This is a genomic window from Phormidesmis priestleyi BC1401 (assembly GCF_001650195.1).
GTDB classification, from domain to species: Bacteria; Cyanobacteriota; Cyanobacteriia; order Leptolyngbyales; family Leptolyngbyaceae; genus Phormidesmis_A; species Phormidesmis_A priestleyi_B.
Genome location: NZ_LXYR01000072.1, coordinates 1 through 17,843 on the forward strand (window position 1 = coordinate 1; position 17,843 = coordinate 17,843).

Genomic DNA, 17,843 nt, shown 5'->3' on the forward strand with positions numbered 1-17,843 from the left:
AGCAAGACTTACTTTTCTTCGGTGTACGTATAAGACCCCAACTCACAGAGATTTAGCTCATCGCGTTCAACAATTTGACCCTCCGCAAAGTTGCCCCTGATACCATACGCGCAAGTCGTCTTGCCGTCAGCAATCGTCACCGTTGCCGTTGCTCCAGGCTCGATCTCCGTGTGGAGAATGTTTTCTCCCCAAGTTTTAGAAGCGGTGGGTTCTACATAAAACTCGGTCAGCGCTTTTGTGGTGTTGTTGTGTAAGGTAAATTCGAGATCTTCCGCGTGAGCACTTTGCATTCCAATGACCAGAGCAGGCAGGGCTAAAGCGGAAACCGTGAGAACGCGGCGAAGGGTGGAAGAGAGCATCTAGAGTTTTCCTAAGCTATGAATATGACTAGAAGTTAACTGACACCCAAAGCGATCCACAACAGTGTTTGCACGAGTCAGACGCTCCACGAGAAGAATATTGTGTTTCAATTGCAGCAAGGTTCACATCGCGGTAGATACCTTGGGACAAATGCTAGCGGGGTTGAGGTGCAGTCGAGTAGGGCAGTGATGTCCTATAGCGGTTATCGATCTAATTGAGTACAGTAGCAGCAGTGTGCAAACCAGCTTATTCAATCTTCTTTTGTCACGTCTGCGAATGCATCACTTAACGCTTTGAGTAAGTCGCCATAAGTCTTGGCTCCCACACGACGAAGGGTCATGGTCTAGACCTGTGGATACTGTCGCCACAGTGCTGATTGAAAGTGGGTTTCACCACCCTGATCCACATGTCTAGGCCACTACCGTTCGGAACCTCATTGAAGTGGCATCACATCATGGAAGTGCTTGTAGTCCATGTAGCGGTCGCCATCGGGCGCTTTGTACACCAAATCCACAAAGCGATAGTTCCACAGAATATCTTGGGGAGCATAAGCATGACGGGCATACATCATCTGAGTGACGGTCTCATCAACACCACTCAGGGTGACAATAATGGTGCAATTAGTTTCAACTAACGCTTCGGGTGTCACGCCATACAACGGGCTAGATTCATAGATCGGGTGCAGTGCCAGCCAGGATAAGGCAAAACTCGGCGACTGACTGCGAACGAGAGGCAAGTCGTAAATCCGGCGAACATACTGCTCTTCAGCGGTGACTTCATCTCTCATTAGATAAACCTTGACCTGGGCTTCTAAGATTTGATTGCTGCGCCGATTGGCCATGCGAAAGCTCAATGTGGGCACTGATTCGTGTGGCGCGATCGTGGCTACTTCACTAAAGGCAACGCGTGCAGTCGGGTTAGAAAATCGGGCAAACGCTAACCCGGTTAACATCGCAATCCCAATCAGGCTCGACATCGACTCGATCGTGACCATCGCATTCGCGTAAACCGTCTTAGGAAACATGGCACCATAGCCGATCGAACCCAACGTCTGCACACTAAAAAAGAAGCGATCCCAAAACGCACCGGGAGCCGCGTTCGCAACGCAGTCTCCTCCGGCTAGATAGAGCAGCGCAAAGATTACGTTGGTACCGAGGTAAGCTCCAATGATTGAAGCCGCGAATCCTTGCCAGGGAATGGTCAGGATCAAATGATAGGGGTCACGCCAATGAGAATACCAAGCATTCATCCCTACAATTTCAAACCGTCCATCTTCAATGTGAATTTGGACACGACGAGGACGACGGCGGCGGGTGTTAAGTCTGGCAGAGAGAGATTTCATCAGTTTTTTTCGCTCAAGACGCTAGAGTAATTTCATCAGAATTTGGCAGTTGAGCCATCATAATATTGCCCTCACGGGTTTGAAGGGTGCGATTAAACAAGGTGGTTCCCTGCACGGCATTGTCAACTTAACTGGGTCTGTTCAAAATCCAGCACAATGATTCCTGAATCGTTAGGTGCTCTTAGACTATGCATCAGAATTCAGCCCAGCGACTTCTCGCCAATCTTGAAAGCGTTGGCGCAGTTGTTGGCGATAGCGTTTGGCAGTTAGTTGATGTTGTTTCGGATGAAAGGGGTCTTGAATCGGTTCAAAAGCTGAGAGAAATCGTTGTGGGTCATGATCTAGACCTGTGAATACTGTCGCCACGGTGCTGATTGAAAGTGGGTTTCACTAACCTGATCCACAGGTCTAGATCACTAGTGCGCCGAGCGAAGCTCGGCTTTACCTTTGATACACCCGGACAGACGAGTGATATCAAAGGGTTTGAACCTCTCAATGCCAAGGTCAAGGTCAAGCGGTTAGGGCGGGGTAGATCGAAGCAACGTCCTCGCTACTTGCTAGGCGATAAAGCCTACGATGCTGAGGCGATTCGTCGCTCCTTGCGTCGTCAACACACCACTCCTGTCATTCCTAAGCGTAAAAACGCCAAGCGCAAACCGCGATTCAATCGTGGACTGTATCGCGAACGCAACCGGATTGAGCGACTGATCAACCGACTCAAACAGTCTCGTCGCATTGCCACCCGTTACGAAAAACGAGCCGAAAACTATCTTGCTATGCTGACCATCGCTGCCATTGTGATTTGGCTGAAATAACCTCTCACCACATATAGACTTTGCAGATACGCCCTAGAGCAAGTGGTGACAGAGGCAATTGGTCAATTCAAGAAATTTCTACTAGAATGCAACGTTAAACCGTCTTCGGTAAGTCTAGTTGAGAGCACGTCTCCGTGTACCGAAGGCAACGCGCTCATTTTCACCATGGCGTAAGAGCCAAAATAATTTGAGACTCGATACGGGTGGAAGCCCCTCACCCATACACGGACAGGGTTCTCTGCGGCGGTTGATAATTTGGCAGAATCTGACTGAGCTTTTGATCGGGGAGTTGGAGATGACGCTCTAGTACCGCCGCAATCACATCCCGAAAATCCGTCGTTACCGCAAGGTCACGCTCCTGATAGAGTTGATCGCTTGCTAAGCCACGCCATTCGCTATATATTTTGCCCCCTCGAACACCACCACCCAGCAACCACATCACGTTGCCGTGTCCGTGATCGGTTCCGCCATCTCCATTCTCATGCACCGTCCGCCCAAACTCAGACATCACAAGAATGGTTGTCTCTGCATAGGTAGAACCTAGGGTCGTTTGCAGTGTTGTTAACCCTTTACCCAATTGTTCCAAATTCCGTGCCAGTTGTCCTTGGCTCGCGCCCTGATTGACGTGCGTATCCCATCCTCCCACTGCCATAAATGCAAGTGCCACTCTAGGATCTTTATTCATGATTTGTGCCAATCGCTGGGCATCGCTGGCAAAACCGTAGGGGAGCGGTGCGCCATTGTTAGCCATCTTCATTTCCGTATCCAAATCTGCTAACAAGGCTTTACGCGCGGCTCGACCTTCTCGATAGGCTTGACTCAGTCGGTTATTGCCCCTGTAGAGACGATCGAAAACATTGCCCACTTGAGGTTGATCGAGCGAGATCGGTCGAGCCGCACCTCGACCCAAGGCTAATGTTGCAACGGGCACCCGTCCCGACAGAATTTTTGGGGTTACATCTCCCACATTCACGGCTTGAATTGGATTGTGCCCCGATAGGCTATCGAGCAAGCGGTTCATCCAGCCATCATGAATTGTTGGCATTCCAGGAGTGCCCCGTTCCATATTATCTTGGGCATCAAAGTGAGATCGCGTTGGGTCAGGTGATCCGGAGCCGTGCACAAAGGCTAAACTACCCTGCTGCCAAAGCGGGAGAATCGAAGCAAGAGCAGGATGTAGCCCAAATTGTCCATCCAGATCGAGGGCACCACCGTTTTGCCCAGGTTGCGGAATCGAGATCGTTGGACGCGCTTGATAATAAGCAGCTTCCCGATAAGGCACTACCACATTCAATCCATCGACGGCACCCCGTAAAAAGATCACAATCAAGCGTTTTGGATTGCGGGTAGAAGCGGTCATGGTTTCAGCAGGGGTGCGAGCAAACCAACCGTGTGTGCCAACGGAAATCAGGGTTAAGGCAGAGGCAATTCCGGTTTGAAGAAAGTGTCGTCTTTTCATAGGAAGATGGAAAAATTTCGATTCAGTGTGGGAGTAGGGTCTATCGCCGCATGAACTCTGGACTCCCTAAAATAAGAGTCGCACGGAGATTGCGTGGACTGGTCGCGATCGCTTGTTGGGTCTGAGACGAGAACAAATTCCCTAAGGTGTTTGAGAGTTGCACCGGATCGACAGGCGTGATTGGAGGACGGGTCACAGACGGATTCATTGGAGTGGCGACTTGGGTTCCGTCAAAACCCAGTCCTGCTATCAATTTGCCGTGTCGTGTCTCATCTATCGGAGATGGGCTAACGGTTGCCGTTGTGGTGGGTGGCATTGACAGCGGTAAGCGTCCACTGGCAAGCGTCGTCGCGAAGCTAATCCGTCGAGTTATGGCATCCGGGTTCAGCCAGACCTCTTCGGTGTTTCTGTAGCCATCGGGCGTGAGGCAATCGTAAGGGGGCATTCCAAGCTGTTGGAGAAAGCTGTGAATGGGGCGGAAATTCTGTACGTCGATTCCTGTCGATCTCAGAGCTGAAATCGCATATTGGTAGGGCGTTTTGAACTTGGCACCGTAGATATGGGAATCTTGAAATTCGGAACTGTGAAAGAGCATCGATAACACTTCTCGAATATTGCCATCCGTTGCCAAGAATTTCTGCGATAGTTTATCTACTAAAGCTTTAGGAGGCTGATCCGCGACAAAGTACTGCGCTAACTGATAGCTAATATGATGAGCCGTGGCAGGACTTTTCGCCAAAATATCCAAAGCTTGCTCTGCTTCTGCCATGCCACTGCCTTTGATAGGGTGCCCTAAAAACACCTTGTCGCTAAAATCGTGGTGCTTAGCATCAAAGTAGAAGCCATTGGAATCTACATTCGGTTGAGGCGATCGACGGAATGTCCATCCTGTAAAGATCTTAGCGAGGGCAATCACATCCTGTTGAGTATAACCACCATCTACGCCTAGCGTGTGGAGTTCCATTAACTCTCGTGCATAATTTTCGTTTAAACCTTGGTTATGTTTCCCCTTCGCTGAAGTGTTGAGGACCGTGTTTTGCCAATTATCCAAATAGTACAACATTGCCGGATGTCGAGCAGTCGCCTCTAGCAAGTCACGAAACCGACCGAGGGCATAGGGACGAATCGCCTCTTGCTCGTAAGCCCCCACTAACATCTCGTCTACACCCTTGTGAGAGAATACGTTGAAGTGGTTGTACCAAAAATCGACCATCACTTCTTGGAGTTGACGGGGGCTTTCGGTAGCTTGGAGTAAGCGGGCACGCTCTGCTTGTTCTAACACATGAGCCATTCTTCGGCGGTATGCCTTTCTCTGCTCGGCTGTGAGGGTTTGTCCCTTTGCTAATTTGGGAGGACTATTTTGCTCAAACAGTTGTAGGGGTGTCAGATTAAGAGTTTCTAACTGCGAGAGTTGATCTGTTAAAGTTTGAGGCTGGGGAATCGATTCGGGATGAAGCTGTTGCTGAATATAGCCTTCGGCTCCTAGTTTTTCCACAGCTTCAATATCGCCTGGGCGAGTACCGAAGCTGAGGCGATTTAGAACATGCAAAACCTTTGGATCGGCTAGAGTGGCTGTATTACCAGGACTGAACCATCCTAATCCTAAGAAGAATATGCAAATCGAAACGCTGAGTTTCTTATTCATCGAAGTATTCAACCAGACGATGTTGATTGAGGATATTGGTTGAGAAGATTATGGTGTGCATAGAGCCTGAAACGATTCGCTAAGCAGGGAGGATAGAGATAGTCTACCTTTCCCCATCATGCTCCTAACGTCGATTAGGATTAATGTCGTTGCTGATATCGATCGTCTGCGAGATCGCGGTGGGCTGTAATCTCTACATCTCGTTCTGCGAGATCGAGGTGGACGGTGGCTTGATGCCGCCATCCGATCGCTGCATGGTTGTCTTCTTTGATCGAAATATCTCGTTTCGCACTTTGCAACAGTCTTTCAATCTCGCGGAATTTGCCAAGATGACTTAGGGAGGTATCGATCTGGGGATTGTCATCCACATCTTTGCGATCGAGGACAGCGGCTCGGTCAATCTCTAAGATTGCAGCATGAACTTCGCGAGCGGCAATATTTTCTTCCTGTTTCACATTGCGCTCATCGGGTAGTCGTAGCAGTTGTTCTGCTTTGCGAAGATCACTACGAGCGTGGAGATAGTGGGGATGCTTGCCAGGAAGGTCTGCTCTTGCAGCTTGAGTGATCGCAACCGTGAGCAACGTTGCAATAATGCCGATCGCGCCAACTTTCAGGGTGAAGGGGTGATTCATAGTTGTCTCCATCGCTTAACAGGATGGTTCTATTCTGTCTTTCCCGCTTTCCGGTTCCTAGAGGAATGAGAGTAGAGAATCTTGCGGGTTTACGTAAGTCGCGGGAGAAAGCGAGAAAGATATAGTTGGAAAAGACACAGTACATTGGCTCAGGACTTCAGTTATGCGATCGTTGCCCATGCGTCTGATCGGTCAAACTTTATTGTTGCTCAGTCTGGTGGAGCTTCCTGCGACCGCCACCCAAGTTTGGATTGGAAGTGGACGAATTACAGCTGGGATTGGGCAAGGAGGGTTGGTAGGGCTGAAATTGGCGACCGATCAAGAGAGAATTCAAGAAGGAGGTGACGTTAAATCCTTACACGGTCCACGGTTAGATGGCAAAATTCAAGCGGGAATGGTTCAGTCGCCCCTGGGTCTATGGCAATTTAAACAGTGTGAGCAAGATTTATGCGTGATTCTAAATCGAGCAGATCCTAAGCAAACCATTGTCTATCGGCTGCATCGAAAAAATCGTGGAAGCGCAGAATGAAAATACTCAAAGTTCGACCGATTATTGTTCGACAAGTGCTTGGAATTGGGATCGCGATCGCTTGGGGCTTTATGTATTGCACCGTTGCTAGTAGCTTACCGATGATTCAACGTTTGGAATTGGATATTCAAGACAGTTTAATCCGATTGCATAAACCCGGTGCGCCTCCCAGTGAAATTCTTCTACTTAAAATCAATCAGTCTGAGATGGCTGGCTATGATCTACACAATTTATATAAACTCAATGTCTTCTATACGACTTTGGTAAAAAGCCTGATTGAAAACGGGGCTAAAGTGGTTGTTCTAAATCTACCCGAACAGATGAAACAGTACGTGGATACGGATACCGATGCCCGTTTGAAGCGTCTTTTAACAGAGTCAATTAGCAAATATCCCCGTCAAATTGTGTTGGTGTCTCGCCCAAGTATGCTAACTTCAGAGGCTTCTACTTTAAATATTTACAATAATTTGTTGCCCTTTAACGATGAGAGTACCAGCCACGAGATCGCACCAGAACAGATCGTAAGTTTTTTTCGCCGTTCTCCCAATTCTCATTCTCTCAATAATCCTGCCCGTCGAGTTGAGTTTTTTGGGCGCTTTAGCTACGAAGGAGATTCCGATCCCAATGCACGTCACCGAGTCAAATCTGTCATAACCTTAGCCTTAGAAAAATTCTATAAAACCTCCGGCGATCGAGCGAATTTACAGAACCTTCTTAGCTTACGAACCCTATCTCTACTTGAGGTTAATTTCTGGGGAGCAGCGGATACATTTCCTAGCATCAATTTCCAATTACAATGTGCGTCTCAAGTTGAATTAGAACAATGTCACGGTGTTTTTGATGCCCAATCTCTGCAAAAACTACGTGACAAATTAGTTCTCGTTGATTTGCCCGAAGGAAAAGTATCAGACGGCAATCGTGAGTACACGCCCTATGGGGATATGTCGACCGCAGAAGTCCAAGCGAATCAGATCGCGAGTGTGATGACCCACGCTTTTATTTCAACCGTTACTAGAGAGACGGATGTAAATATCACAGTATGTGGGTTTGCTTTGATGAGTTTGTATATTATTTACCGTCTCCACAAGCCGAAAAAACAGTTTCTTCATCGCGTCGATCTTTGGTTTTTTCTCGGACTCATTGGAAGTTATCTTGGACTCAGCCTGCTCCTCTTCTGGCAGGGATTTTTGCTGCCCGTATCCATTCCGATTCTAGGGTGGTTTGGCACCGGATCGAGTATCACTGCTTACTTGATGTTTCAACAATCTGTTCAGCAACGACAAAAACTCGCAGAACGACAGGCAGTTCTCCTCCAAGCACGGAAGCTTCTGCATCGCGTTGCCAGTGATATTCACGATGGTTCCCTGCAAGAACTCAAACTGGTGATGGATCAACTGGAATTGCTCAATATTCATCAGCCATCTCCACTCATTGATCCACTACTCGATCAGATCGAAGCGATCGGGTTTTCCCTCCGCAACCAACTGAGCAACACGCGCACGTTAGCGGAGAAGCTGGAGATCACGCCAGAACTCCAATTTGGACTCGCCCACGGGATCACGCAATGGTTACGACACCTCATTCACGCTGGAGATTTAACCCTGCAAGTGAATCGGCACTTGCACCCTCTCCGAGAGCCGAAGTCTGATAGTGCTTGGATTGATGCGAGAGAAGATGTGTTTTGCTTTTTTCGAGAAGCGATCGCGAATGTGATTCGCCATGCCCAACCTCCGAATGGCTCAACGACGCAGGTTACGGTTCACCTCAGCCAGAAAGGGAATCAGTGTCAGCTCGTAATCGAGAATGATGGCAGTCCTTCAGTCGGTACAAACCCAGGTCAGCTTGACAAGAAACGGAAGACGGGCGGCTATGGCACTAAACTGATGACGACGATCGCGGCGGAACTGCCTCAAGGAACTTGGGAACGAGTGTTGTTAGAAAACGGAGGGATGCGCGTCACCTTGCGCTGGACAATCGAGTAAACAGACTGCCCAGCAGATGACCGTTCCGCTATATTTGAGTGTGTGTCCAACCTGAGCGCCGTGGTGAATGGAATTCGCTAAGCCCCTCAAGTTCTTTCTAATGGCGATCGGACTTCAATGCTTTTTCGACCTCTGCGATCGCTTTGTCAGTATCCTTCAACACTTTTACCCGTTCTCCTTGAAAGTCATGGGCACCTTTTTGCAACGCCGTCTTTGCCAATTTCAGGTAGCGCATCAATTACTCTCCAATTAACCTGCGCTTCATGGCTTCCATACACACCGCAATGCGTGTATTAGTCTGTTGACCTTCAAGCTGATCCACATTCAATTTCACCTTGAGACTCTGTACGTAGTTTTGAGCGGTCTTGAGGGAAATATGCATCTGTTCTGAGATCGCCTGATCCGTCAGCGCATGGTTACACAACAGATCTAAAACCAGCATGTCTTTGTCGGTTAAGGGCATCTCGTTCATCAGACTCCGAGGAATCCGGCACTGTCCTTCCATTGCACTCCGCGCTCCTTCCAAGAATGCATTACGTCTTTCCATTTTATTGACGACTACAAAGCCGCCTTGATGCTCAAAAATCTGTTTCAAGACCTGTCTTAAATAACTCGGCTCACTCGTATAAACTAGAACATTAATAGTTGAGTAGTAGTCAAAAATTTGTTTGAGGAGTTCTAATCCCGGTTTTGCGGAAGCTTTTCCGGTTAAGGTGCCAAATTGTAGGTCAACGACCACCAAATCCAGGGTTTCCTGGTTGAGGTGCTCGATGCCTGCTTCTGGTGTATCGATCGTGATGCAGTGGCATTGAGGCTCCAGCATTCTCAGAAATCTGCAGTTATTCTGACTCATCTCGGGATGATCCTCGATGATCAAAAAGCATCGTGCTTGAGAAGTCATAATTTTACATCCACAGTTGTGTCCTTCATTTAATTGGGTAAGCTCCATCTCTACTTGACCTCTATGAGCAAATCGAAAAGTGGTGGGAGATGGTCATGAGTACATTTCTCATGGTCAGTCTGTTTGCGGATCAATTTAACGATGCCTGTCCCCTGGCACACCAAGAGTTTACACAGCATCCTTGGTGGGACAACCAAAGCGGTTGGAAGAATCTGCTCAACAACCTGCACTTAATCATCCAGCCGTTGATTTGTTTCAACTGGCTCAAGCGCTGGTTGGCGTTCCCGTAGCTTTGTTAAACTAAGTGACCCCTTCACAGGAGCCACTTGTCTTCAGAAAGGGTACGCCTTGATCAATGGACGATGAGTCATGAACTCATTGAAGGGCATGAATGGGAAGCCTAAGTCGCTCTAGAACGTTCATCCGTGACGGAACATGAGATTGCCTAAGGGACGCGAGTCCTAGGGTGACGGAGTTCCAATAGTAGTCGTGGGAGTCACGCCCCACCAGGGCAAACGGGAGAGCCGTTTACAGGGCGAAGTGGAACAGGTAATCGGATGAAACAGAAATCGTGAGGTACGCGAGATGCGAATAGCCGAAACGGGACTGAACATCATACGTGCAGGGGTTTTGCCCTTTCGCGTTGAGATGACTGGAAAGCGACGTGATACGGAAACGGTCATGCGTCGTTTGGAGGGGGGCGATTGGAAAAGTGCCAGCAATGGTAACTCGTTGGTCGCCTACCCTACCTCAAGTCCGGTTCTGAAGACAAGTGGCTCCTGTGAAGGGGTCACTTAGTTCAACAAAGCTACGGGAACGCCGATTAGGGTTAACGATCGTCCATCATCTCGTCGAGCTTCATGGCGGCACCGTTTGGGCAGAGAGTCCCGGTGAAGAGCAAGGAACGACCCTAATTGTTAACCTGCCTCTATAGCAACTCTCTCAAGCAAATCTATAGCGATCTCCATCAGGTTAAGAGCGCATTTCGGCGTTCCCGGTCGAGTAGAGAGGACTCCTGGAATGTTTAGACTTGGTCAATCGTATGCCACTTAAAACCTTGCCAATCCAGCCGATCATCGTTGGCGCGACAACGATGATCGATTCACCAAGTTTTAGTGACGGTCAGACTTCAAAGCTTGCTCGATTTCGGAAATTGCTTTGTCGGTGTCCTTCAGCGCCTCCACTCGTTCTCCTTGAAAGTCATGCGATCCTTTTTGCAGATCCATTCTTGCCACCTTCAAACTACGAAGCGCAGCGCGGAGTTCTGGATGCTTTTCGTGAGCAATGGTATGAGTTGGGGGCATTGGATTCGGAGTTGTCTGAGCAAAGGTGGCTTTAGCAGAGATGCCCATTCCAGCAAGGAGGACGAAGCCTGTCAATGCCGTTGCAATCTTTTTGTTGAGAAGCATGAGTTGTGTTCCTTATTTTTTCATCTGGACGGTTCTATTCTGCCCGTCTAGACTCGCGGCTCCCAGGGGCATAACCCTAGATTAATTTGCGTGAAAGCGCAAATTCGTGGGTCTGCAATGTTCAATCGCGCGATTTCCCGCTGAAACCTGACGGTTTAGCGACCAGCGCTTAGGACTCGTTCAGCCGTAAGTTCCAGATCTGGGAATGTGGGAGAAAGAATCGCACTTGCCCGTATCTCGGCTTTACCCCGTTATGCAAAGAACCCCAGGATTTGTGCCACCTGATAAACCAACATAAGATGAGATCGCATCTTATGTTAGGTGCTTATCTAGCTCACTCAACAACTCAGCTTCGGTGATTTCCCCTGCTTCGACCATGCTTTCAAGAGTGGTTCCCAGCAAGATTTTACGGCGGGTGTCTATCTTCCTTTCAGTCTTCCTCTGTCTGTTTTGCTTGTCCCTGATCTGGGCTTCCAGTTGTGCCTTTTTCGTGGTTGCATTCTCAACTAGCTGCTTCTTTTTGACTTTTGTATCCTCTTCTAGTTTCTTCCTTTCAAGCAGGAGTTGTTCGAGGCGGGTAAGCTTTTTAGTGTTTTCGGGGGTTAGTGTGATCATTGGGTCACTCGATAAATGGCGAAGACACTTAAATTAGATTGCCCGGTTTGTATAAATTGCTGTCGCTTCAGGGCGCAGATATTGAGCAAGCTCTCATCGATTACATCCTCAGAACGCGATGATACTGCTGAAACTGAGCCTCATGCTCCAACCCCATCACCCGGAGAATGGCACTGACTGTCCGTTTTCCGGGGGTGACGATGGCTCCGATGAGCAACCCTACTGCCGACTTCCATATGGGCTTGGAAAACAATGGCGCGAACGTTAAGATGACGGACAGAAATTCTTTTGATAGCAAGTTCATCAGGACAAATCAAACCACTCTTTCCTGATCGTGCTACCTTTGCTCCGATTCAAAATGGATAAAGTCGAGCTAAGACATTCATGTAATTTTACACACAAATCTCCTTTGTAGTTTCCCCTAACTCTCTCTACAGATAGTTATCGACACCATTAAAATCGCAGAATAATAATTGCGACTATTAATCAGCAACCATTAATCAGCAATGGTTCGGACAATTTTTGACAGGAAAGCTATCTATCGGATAGGGTGCCCATATAAACCAAGGGGACCGGATAAATAGCGATGGAAGCCATTGTACAGAGCCTACTGACGAAAGTGGGCGTTTTTGCAAACCGCAAGTGACCTTTTTCGTGACGTTGTTTTCGACGATTCTGGTGGTGTGCGGCAACGTCAACTTCACGAATTTGAGCCGCTATAGCGAGTTGAATGAGAAGACATATCGGCGGCACTTTAGAGCAGACTTTGGGTTTACTCCTTTCAATGTCGAACTAGTCAAACTCACGGGCGAGCGAGAACAGGCATTGCTGTTGGTGATGGACTGCTCGTTTATTGCCAAGAGCGGCAAGGCGACAGAGGGTCTCGACTGGTATTGGAATGGCTGTGCGAGTCGCGCCGAGAAAGGGTTAGAGATGTCGTTAGTGGGGGTGGTCGATGTTGAAACCGAGACCGCTTATGCCTTATCTGCTCAACAGACGCTTGCCCAAAGTGAGATTCCCAAGGGCATCACCCGGATGGGTCAATATCTGTATCATCTCGATGCGGTGCGTCCTCATTTGCCTGCTCAGGTGCGCTATGTAGCGGTCGATGGAGCCTATGCCAAAGCCACCTTTGTCAGGGGGGCAGTGGACGCTCAACTTGATGTGATCAGCAAGCTGCGCTTGGATGCCAATCTGCGCTATCTCTACACCGGAGAGCAAAAGAAGCGGGGCAGACCTCGCAAATACGATGGCAAAGTCACCTTCACCGACCTGAGCCGCTTTACCGCCTTTGAAGCGGTGCAACCGAACGTAGACTTGTACACCCAACGGGTATGGCACGTCTCCTTGAAGCGTGAAATTCGCGTCGTCTACCTGATTGACCGTCGCTCCTCTCATCGAGTCGGCACCTGTTTGTTGTTCAGTACCGATGTTGACCAAGACCCGCAGCAAATCGTTCGGTTCTATAAGTTGAGGTTCCAAATTGAGTTTCTCTTCCGCGATGCCAAACAGTTTGCAGGACTGGAGGATTGCCAAGCCCGTGATTTGGTCAAGACCGAGTTCCACTTCAATGCCAGTTTGACTGCCCTAAATCTTGCCAAAGTGCAAGCCCAGCAGCAGCAGTCAGGGCAGGAGCGAGTGCCCTTCTCAATGGCATCGGCGAAGCGACGGGCGCTGAACCAGCATCTCCTCGACCGATTTATTGCAACCTTAGACTTGGAGCCAACCTCGATTAAATCCCATCCCAACTACTCAACCCTTTGCAATTACGGCATCATCGCCGCTTGAAATTGTCCGGAGTGTTGTCTTAGCACGAGCTCTTTGAAGTATTTCAGGAATTTTAACGAGTTCAGCAGCCTGTATGTACCAAGGTTGAACTTTCAACCAATTGAAAAATTGACCTAGGGCGGAGCGATAATTTTTTTTAGTTTCTAAGGATAAGCTACCTCCCTCAACTCGTTCTGTAAATGTCTGATCAAAGGCATCTAAAGCGTTTACGGAATTTAGTTCTAAACAACTAATTGTGTCACAAAGAGCCAAAAAACCACTAGAGGATAAATCTTTGGTTTGATAACCCATTCTGGGTAGAACATACAGCTTTAATGCAATCTTAACAAGATTAGCATATCTAGTATTATGAATCTTCTGAGTTTTACCCCAGATAGAAACTGCATGACTTAATGATTTTGTTGTTATGTCCATAGTTTTAAACGATTTAGATCCACCAATCATCAACAAATGCTTCAAGTACTTCAAAATCGTTAGTGATGGCATCAGCGTAGTCATCGTCGATTTCTATCGAGTGTCCGAGAAGTGCACTAAATGCCCCTTTATCCTCCTCTCGACCAATCGTTCTTAAGTGCTTAGCTCCAGTATTTCTAAATCCGTGAGGATTTAAATATCTTGGTTCGCCATATAGTCCTTTGGTTGCTCCTGATACTGCTAAATTCACAAGTCGAGACAAACTACTCGCTTTCCAAGGTTGACTGAAGGCTGCTGGACGATTATATCCCAACATAAAAAATAAGTGATTACATTGGCTGGCGCTCTGTCGGGCAGTACTCAAAGCATCAATCTTACCTGTAATTGCTCTAATAGCATTTTGAGCATTTCTAAGAGTTTTCTCGCCCAGTGGCTCTGCATTCTCACTTGCCTGAATTTTTTGTTTAAGACGGTTTAATTTATTAACGGTGTGTCCCCAAAATCCGAGCCAGCTCTCTAAGCTGGAGGGTGCATCAATTGCGAGTGGACGGATTTCCTCAATCCATGTGGTAATGTCTTTAGTCAAAATAACAGGCAGCGGATAATATCTGGGCTTTCCAGTAATACCCGTTCGTTTGTGATCCTTAATTTTGACTGCATATCGAGTAATTCCTTGAGAATCCTGAATAAGCCGCAGAGTTGTGCCTATCTGTAGCTTCCTTAGCTCCTCTTGACGAACAGGCACGTAAACTAGGAATTTGATGATTAAGTAGGTTTGCCAACTAGCTACGAACGCTGAGCTTGGACGTTTGCGAGTAAATTGGTATCCTCTGAACAGTCCAGCTCTTTGGGGAGAGCAGTGTTGGTATAGGTAATTTACGGTTTCTCTAGCTTGCTGATGAGAAATTTCTTTATTGCCCCACTTTTCTTCTTGTTTAAGATAGTTCTCCTCCTTCCTAAGTGTTCTAAATTCGCTGAGTTTGTGCTGAATAAACAATACTAGTGGAATATCTGACCAATCATCTTTATTAGAAGCATGGTAGGTTCGATACTTAACAACTGAAAGACTGAGCCTTAACACTCTTTCTCCAGCACTGTGTCCACAATTCCGCCTTCTAATTAACCAGTCGATATAGTCTAGGTAGAAGGAGCTGTGATTAATCCATTCAAGAGAAATTTCATTAAGGCTATACCCTTCAATGTTGACGCACCATCCTAGAAAAGCTTTAATTTCTTGTCTATAGCCTTTTGAGGTTGACTTCGATATTTTTTTGAAAGTTGGGCGAACTAAGACGGTTCCTTGATGAATCTCTTCCTGAGCCTGTTTCAACCTTGAATTTCTTAAGTCGGATAGGTTCTGAGCTTTAGTAATTTCTATAGACTGCTCAGAATTAGCAATCCCGCTATCGTGGCTCCAAAATAATTCATATTTATTCAGGCTCTGGCATACCTGTTCTGGTAGGTCTTCTTCTTGTAGTGCATAGACGCGAGGCCCCTCAAATTGTCTTGCTGGTCGCTTTTCTGCATAGACCCGCTTCTGGCAAGTCGTTGGCTGTGGCTGACTCAATTGCTCCTGATACCAGTTTTGGGAATGCAGCCAACGAAAAAACGCCTTGAGCGCCCACCTATAATTTCCTTTTGTCGTGGGTGAAACTTTTTCAGACTGAACACAAGCATCAAAGGCTCTATCAAAAATCGCAATAATTTTTGTTTCTTCAAGTTTCAGAACATCAATTTCATAACAATAATCTCTAAATTCGTCTGCTGAAAGATAGAATATTGATGTATTTTCTATTTCTGGAAGCACATAAAGTTTGAGAGAAGTTCTCAAAAGTTTAACCAAGGAAGTATTTCGTACTTCTTTAGTTTTCCCCCAAACAGATATGCTTTGTCCTAAGGTCTTGTCCATGGCAGTTTTCAATTACATTCCTAATAAGAATTATAAGTCATAGTTGGTACGAATATGAGTATAAATCGTTACGGCCTCTCCGCTTTATTTCCATTTGACAAAAATCATAAAACAGCTAGAATCTTTTGTCTGTATACGATCCAGGGTTTTAGCTTCTGTCGCGTTTCGTACTGTATCCAGTACGAAAGCCTAAATTTTATGGAAATGCTTGCTGTGAGGGCATTTCGACCCTCATTACTCTAAATGCAAGTGAAATTTCTTGAGTTTCGCTTTAAGTTCGGTCGGTTGAAACTAAATCAACACTGTGAACAAACTTAGGCAGCGCTAATGCCACAATTAAAAAAGATCGGATAGTTTGGACAGAATCATTTAAATCGGTTCAAACTACCTTTAATGTTGTTTCTAGTCTGAAAGCTAGGGGAACACCCAATTTTTCTTGAGATAGCTATTGAAATCTCTGCTCTAGACATCGGTATTGACGCTTTCTTGGGCCTTTGTTTTTAGTATAAAAACTAGGAGAACGCCTGATTTTCCTTGGAATAGCTGTTATCAGAATCTCTGTTTTAGACATTGGTATCGACGCTTTCTTGGGTCCCAAATTTGGGGAGCGCAATCACCCGTTCAAGCTCTCCATCGAATCTCCCTAAACCGCTCTGGATTCAGCGTGGTGTATCTCACTGTGTGCTGAATGTTCTTGTGCCCTAAGTAGTCCTGAATCAATCGTGTGTCATAGCCTTGATTTGCTAAACAATACCCGCACGAGTGCCGCAGCATATGAGCGTGGACCTTAATTCCCAGGTCAGCCGCTTCACCCACTCGCTCTACCACCCGTGAGATCCCCGTCGCTTTGTCCGCTCGACCTAGAACCGTTGCTGGGATGAGAAACGATCGCTGCCGTTCACTCACATGAATTTGATAAGACCAATTTTGCAGATAGTTGAAGAATGGCTGAAAAGGCTGCCTTGTCAGCTTCACAGCGACTCTTTCTATCTAGATGCGTAGGAAGCATATCCTCCCCTCTCCTACGCTTTAGGCATACCCTTTAAGTAACCGAAAATACTGCTTCCAGAGTAATTGCCATCAAACTGCCACTCTCTCAAGATAGAAGTCCAACCCTTGAAACTATCTTTGATAAGTTTCCTAACACTCGATTTGGGCAGGGCTTTTCAGTCCATCTTGGCTTCTTTGCTCTGGCATCGGATCCATCCCTTACTTAATCGACCCCAGACCACCTGACTCAGAATGTGGGGTTATTTGCACAACCCCTCAAAAAGGTATAGTCCACTTTGAGACTGTTAAGTCTTGGCGTGAATTTCAGCAAGCTAATTGCGGTTAAACCACTCTTATGCCAAGGCTTCTAGCGATTCGCTGCACCCTTGATTGTCTGCACAATGCTCACGGCTTCAAGACTCTTTCCACCCAGGACTGTCTCAGAGGTAATGGTCTAGACTTGTGAATCTGAATCATGAAAGCCAGCCTAGCAAAGCATTCTGGGCAAGGCATCCACAGGTCTAGAACACAACCGACTGTCTCAGAAAGCATACCTTATGAGACGTGGCAATCAGCGTGTCTCAATTCATGTCTCAAATTGGGGCAAACGGGGAATTCGGACAAAATCGTACGCTAAGACTGAAATCCTCTCTTAGAGAGCTTTCCCAGCTACCGCATGATCGATAAACTAGCTCTTTAAGTCGTTTTAAGCGGTTTCTTACAAGGATAAAACCATACGGGTTTCTAGCTGATTGACTAATATTGCCCACCCCGCCCTAACTGTAAAAGTAGAATTGAAACCTTTGCTGGTTAGTCTTTTCAGCGCCTTTCTCCCTTCCCACCTGCTGCCTTGCTATGCGTTCTTGATCGTGCGAAAACTTAGCCCATATTGATTTAAATGCACCATGATTCTGGCAAGGGTTATCGCACTAGAAATGATGCTGATTTGATGGCTGTAAGCCCAACCAAGAGATCGTGCGGAAAGTAGACTTTTTGCACTCTCAAAGGCTCTGTAGCCCAAACAGTGTTCCAGCTCCCTATCTACACAAGCTT

Annotated in this window: 19 protein-coding genes and 1 pseudogene; 6 read left to right on the forward strand and 14 right to left on the reverse strand. The window is 47.1% G+C overall.

Going from position 1 to position 17,843, the window contains the following annotated elements; genetic code table 11:
• Positions 1–8 precede the first annotated feature (8 nt).
• The 3 genes from A8707_RS22930 to A8707_RS22940 form a co-directional block, all read right to left on the reverse strand.
• Positions 9–359 (reverse strand): hypothetical protein, encoded by a 351-nt coding sequence (locus tag A8707_RS22930; protein WP_068819506.1) that lies wholly within the window; start codon positions 357–359, stop codon positions 9–11.
• Positions 360–793: 434 nt separating this feature from the next.
• Complete coding sequence (locus A8707_RS22935; RefSeq protein WP_068819507.1) at positions 794–1,702, reverse strand: ion channel; 909 nt, start codon at positions 1,700–1,702, stop codon at positions 794–796.
• Positions 1,703–1,888: 186 nt separating this feature from the next.
• On the reverse strand, positions 1,889–2,068 hold the full coding sequence (locus A8707_RS22940) for a hypothetical protein (RefSeq protein WP_068819508.1): 180 nt from the start codon (positions 2,066–2,068) through the stop codon (positions 1,889–1,891).
• Positions 2,069–2,121: 53 nt separating this feature from the next.
• Between A8707_RS22940 and A8707_RS22945 the strand changes: the two genes are divergently transcribed.
• Positions 2,122–2,517: an IS5 family transposase gene (locus A8707_RS22945; protein ID WP_068819509.1), complete on the forward strand. Its 396-nt coding sequence runs from the start codon at positions 2,122–2,124 to the stop codon at positions 2,515–2,517.
• A 214-nt stretch (positions 2,518–2,731) separates the two neighbouring features.
• On the opposite strand, the gene A8707_RS22950 is transcribed toward A8707_RS22945, so the two are convergent.
• The 3 genes from A8707_RS22950 to A8707_RS22960 form a co-directional block, all read right to left on the reverse strand.
• A complete protein-coding gene (locus A8707_RS22950; RefSeq protein ID WP_068819510.1) occupies positions 2,732–3,976 on the reverse strand; it encodes a DUF1501 domain-containing protein in 1,245 nt (414 codons plus the stop codon).
• 40 nt (positions 3,977–4,016) lie between these two features.
• Complete coding sequence (locus tag A8707_RS22955; RefSeq protein ID WP_068819511.1) at positions 4,017–5,621, reverse strand: DUF1800 domain-containing protein; 1,605 nt, start codon at positions 5,619–5,621, stop codon at positions 4,017–4,019.
• Positions 5,622–5,761: 140 nt separating this feature from the next.
• Positions 5,762–6,253 carry a hypothetical protein gene (locus A8707_RS22960; RefSeq protein ID WP_068819512.1) on the reverse strand — a complete coding sequence of 164 codons (492 nt, stop codon included), beginning with the start codon at positions 6,251–6,253 and terminating at the stop codon, positions 5,762–5,764.
• A 163-nt stretch (positions 6,254–6,416) separates the two neighbouring features.
• Between A8707_RS22960 and A8707_RS22965 the strand changes: the two genes are divergently transcribed.
• Together A8707_RS22965 and A8707_RS22970 are read left to right on the forward strand one after the other, a co-directional pair.
• A complete protein-coding gene (locus A8707_RS22965; protein WP_068819513.1) occupies positions 6,417–6,782 on the forward strand; it encodes a hypothetical protein in 366 nt (121 codons plus the stop codon).
• Positions 6,779–8,764, forward strand: coding sequence for a sensor histidine kinase (locus tag A8707_RS22970; RefSeq protein WP_068819514.1), 1,986 nt, complete (start codon positions 6,779–6,781; stop codon positions 8,762–8,764). The genes A8707_RS22965 and A8707_RS22970 overlap by 4 nt, the downstream gene beginning before the upstream one ends.
• A 97-nt stretch (positions 8,765–8,861) precedes the next feature.
• Here the strand turns inward: A8707_RS22970 and A8707_RS28575 are convergent, their stop codons facing one another.
• Together A8707_RS28575 and A8707_RS22975 are read right to left on the reverse strand one after the other, a co-directional pair.
• On the reverse strand, positions 8,862–8,999 hold the full coding sequence (locus A8707_RS28575; RefSeq protein ID WP_156518828.1) for a hypothetical protein: 138 nt from the start codon (positions 8,997–8,999) through the stop codon (positions 8,862–8,864).
• Positions 9,000–9,002: 3 nt separating this feature from the next.
• Positions 9,003–9,713 carry a response regulator gene (locus tag A8707_RS22975; protein ID WP_331711737.1) on the reverse strand — a complete coding sequence of 237 codons (711 nt, stop codon included), beginning with the start codon at positions 9,711–9,713 and terminating at the stop codon, positions 9,003–9,005.
• Between the two features lie 14 nt (positions 9,714–9,727).
• Between A8707_RS22975 and A8707_RS22980 the strand changes: the two are divergent.
• Positions 9,728–9,952, forward strand: a pseudogene (locus A8707_RS22980) (IS701 family transposase); the annotation flags it as partial.
• 485 nt (positions 9,953–10,437) lie between these two features.
• On the forward strand, positions 10,438–10,599 hold the full coding sequence (locus A8707_RS27170; protein ID WP_082906468.1) for an ATP-binding protein: 162 nt from the start codon (positions 10,438–10,440) through the stop codon (positions 10,597–10,599).
• Between the two features lie 178 nt (positions 10,600–10,777).
• On the opposite strand, the gene A8707_RS22985 is transcribed toward A8707_RS27170, so the two are convergent.
• Entirely contained in the window at positions 10,778–11,074 is a 297-nt protein-coding gene (locus A8707_RS22985) for a hypothetical protein (protein ID WP_068819516.1), read from the reverse strand.
• Positions 11,075–11,386: 312 nt separating this feature from the next.
• Positions 11,387–11,689: a hypothetical protein gene (locus A8707_RS22990; RefSeq protein ID WP_068819517.1), complete on the reverse strand. Its 303-nt coding sequence runs from the start codon at positions 11,687–11,689 to the stop codon at positions 11,387–11,389.
• Positions 11,690–12,331: 642 nt separating this feature from the next.
• On the opposite strand from A8707_RS22990, the gene A8707_RS27175 reads away from it, so the two are divergent.
• Positions 12,332–13,477 carry a transposase gene (locus A8707_RS27175; RefSeq protein WP_231948375.1) on the forward strand — a complete coding sequence of 382 codons (1,146 nt, stop codon included), beginning with the start codon at positions 12,332–12,334 and terminating at the stop codon, positions 13,475–13,477.
• Here A8707_RS27175 and A8707_RS23005 read toward each other — a convergent pair.
• The 4 genes from A8707_RS23005 to A8707_RS29935 form a co-directional block, all read right to left on the reverse strand.
• A complete protein-coding gene (locus A8707_RS23005) occupies positions 13,442–13,921 on the reverse strand; it encodes a hypothetical protein (protein WP_068819519.1) in 480 nt (159 codons plus the stop codon). The genes A8707_RS27175 and A8707_RS23005 overlap by 36 nt on opposite strands.
• Positions 13,905–15,800 carry a hypothetical protein gene (locus A8707_RS23010; RefSeq protein ID WP_068819520.1) on the reverse strand — a complete coding sequence of 632 codons (1,896 nt, stop codon included), beginning with the start codon at positions 15,798–15,800 and terminating at the stop codon, positions 13,905–13,907. The genes A8707_RS23005 and A8707_RS23010 overlap by 17 nt, the downstream gene beginning before the upstream one ends.
• A 621-nt stretch (positions 15,801–16,421) precedes the next feature.
• Positions 16,422–16,775: a tyrosine-type recombinase/integrase gene (locus A8707_RS23015; RefSeq protein WP_068819521.1), complete on the reverse strand. Its 354-nt coding sequence runs from the start codon at positions 16,773–16,775 to the stop codon at positions 16,422–16,424.
• 868 nt (positions 16,776–17,643) lie between these two features.
• Positions 17,644–17,843 (reverse strand): hypothetical protein (locus A8707_RS29935; protein ID WP_231948381.1); only part of this gene is annotated, 200 nt, incomplete at its 5' end.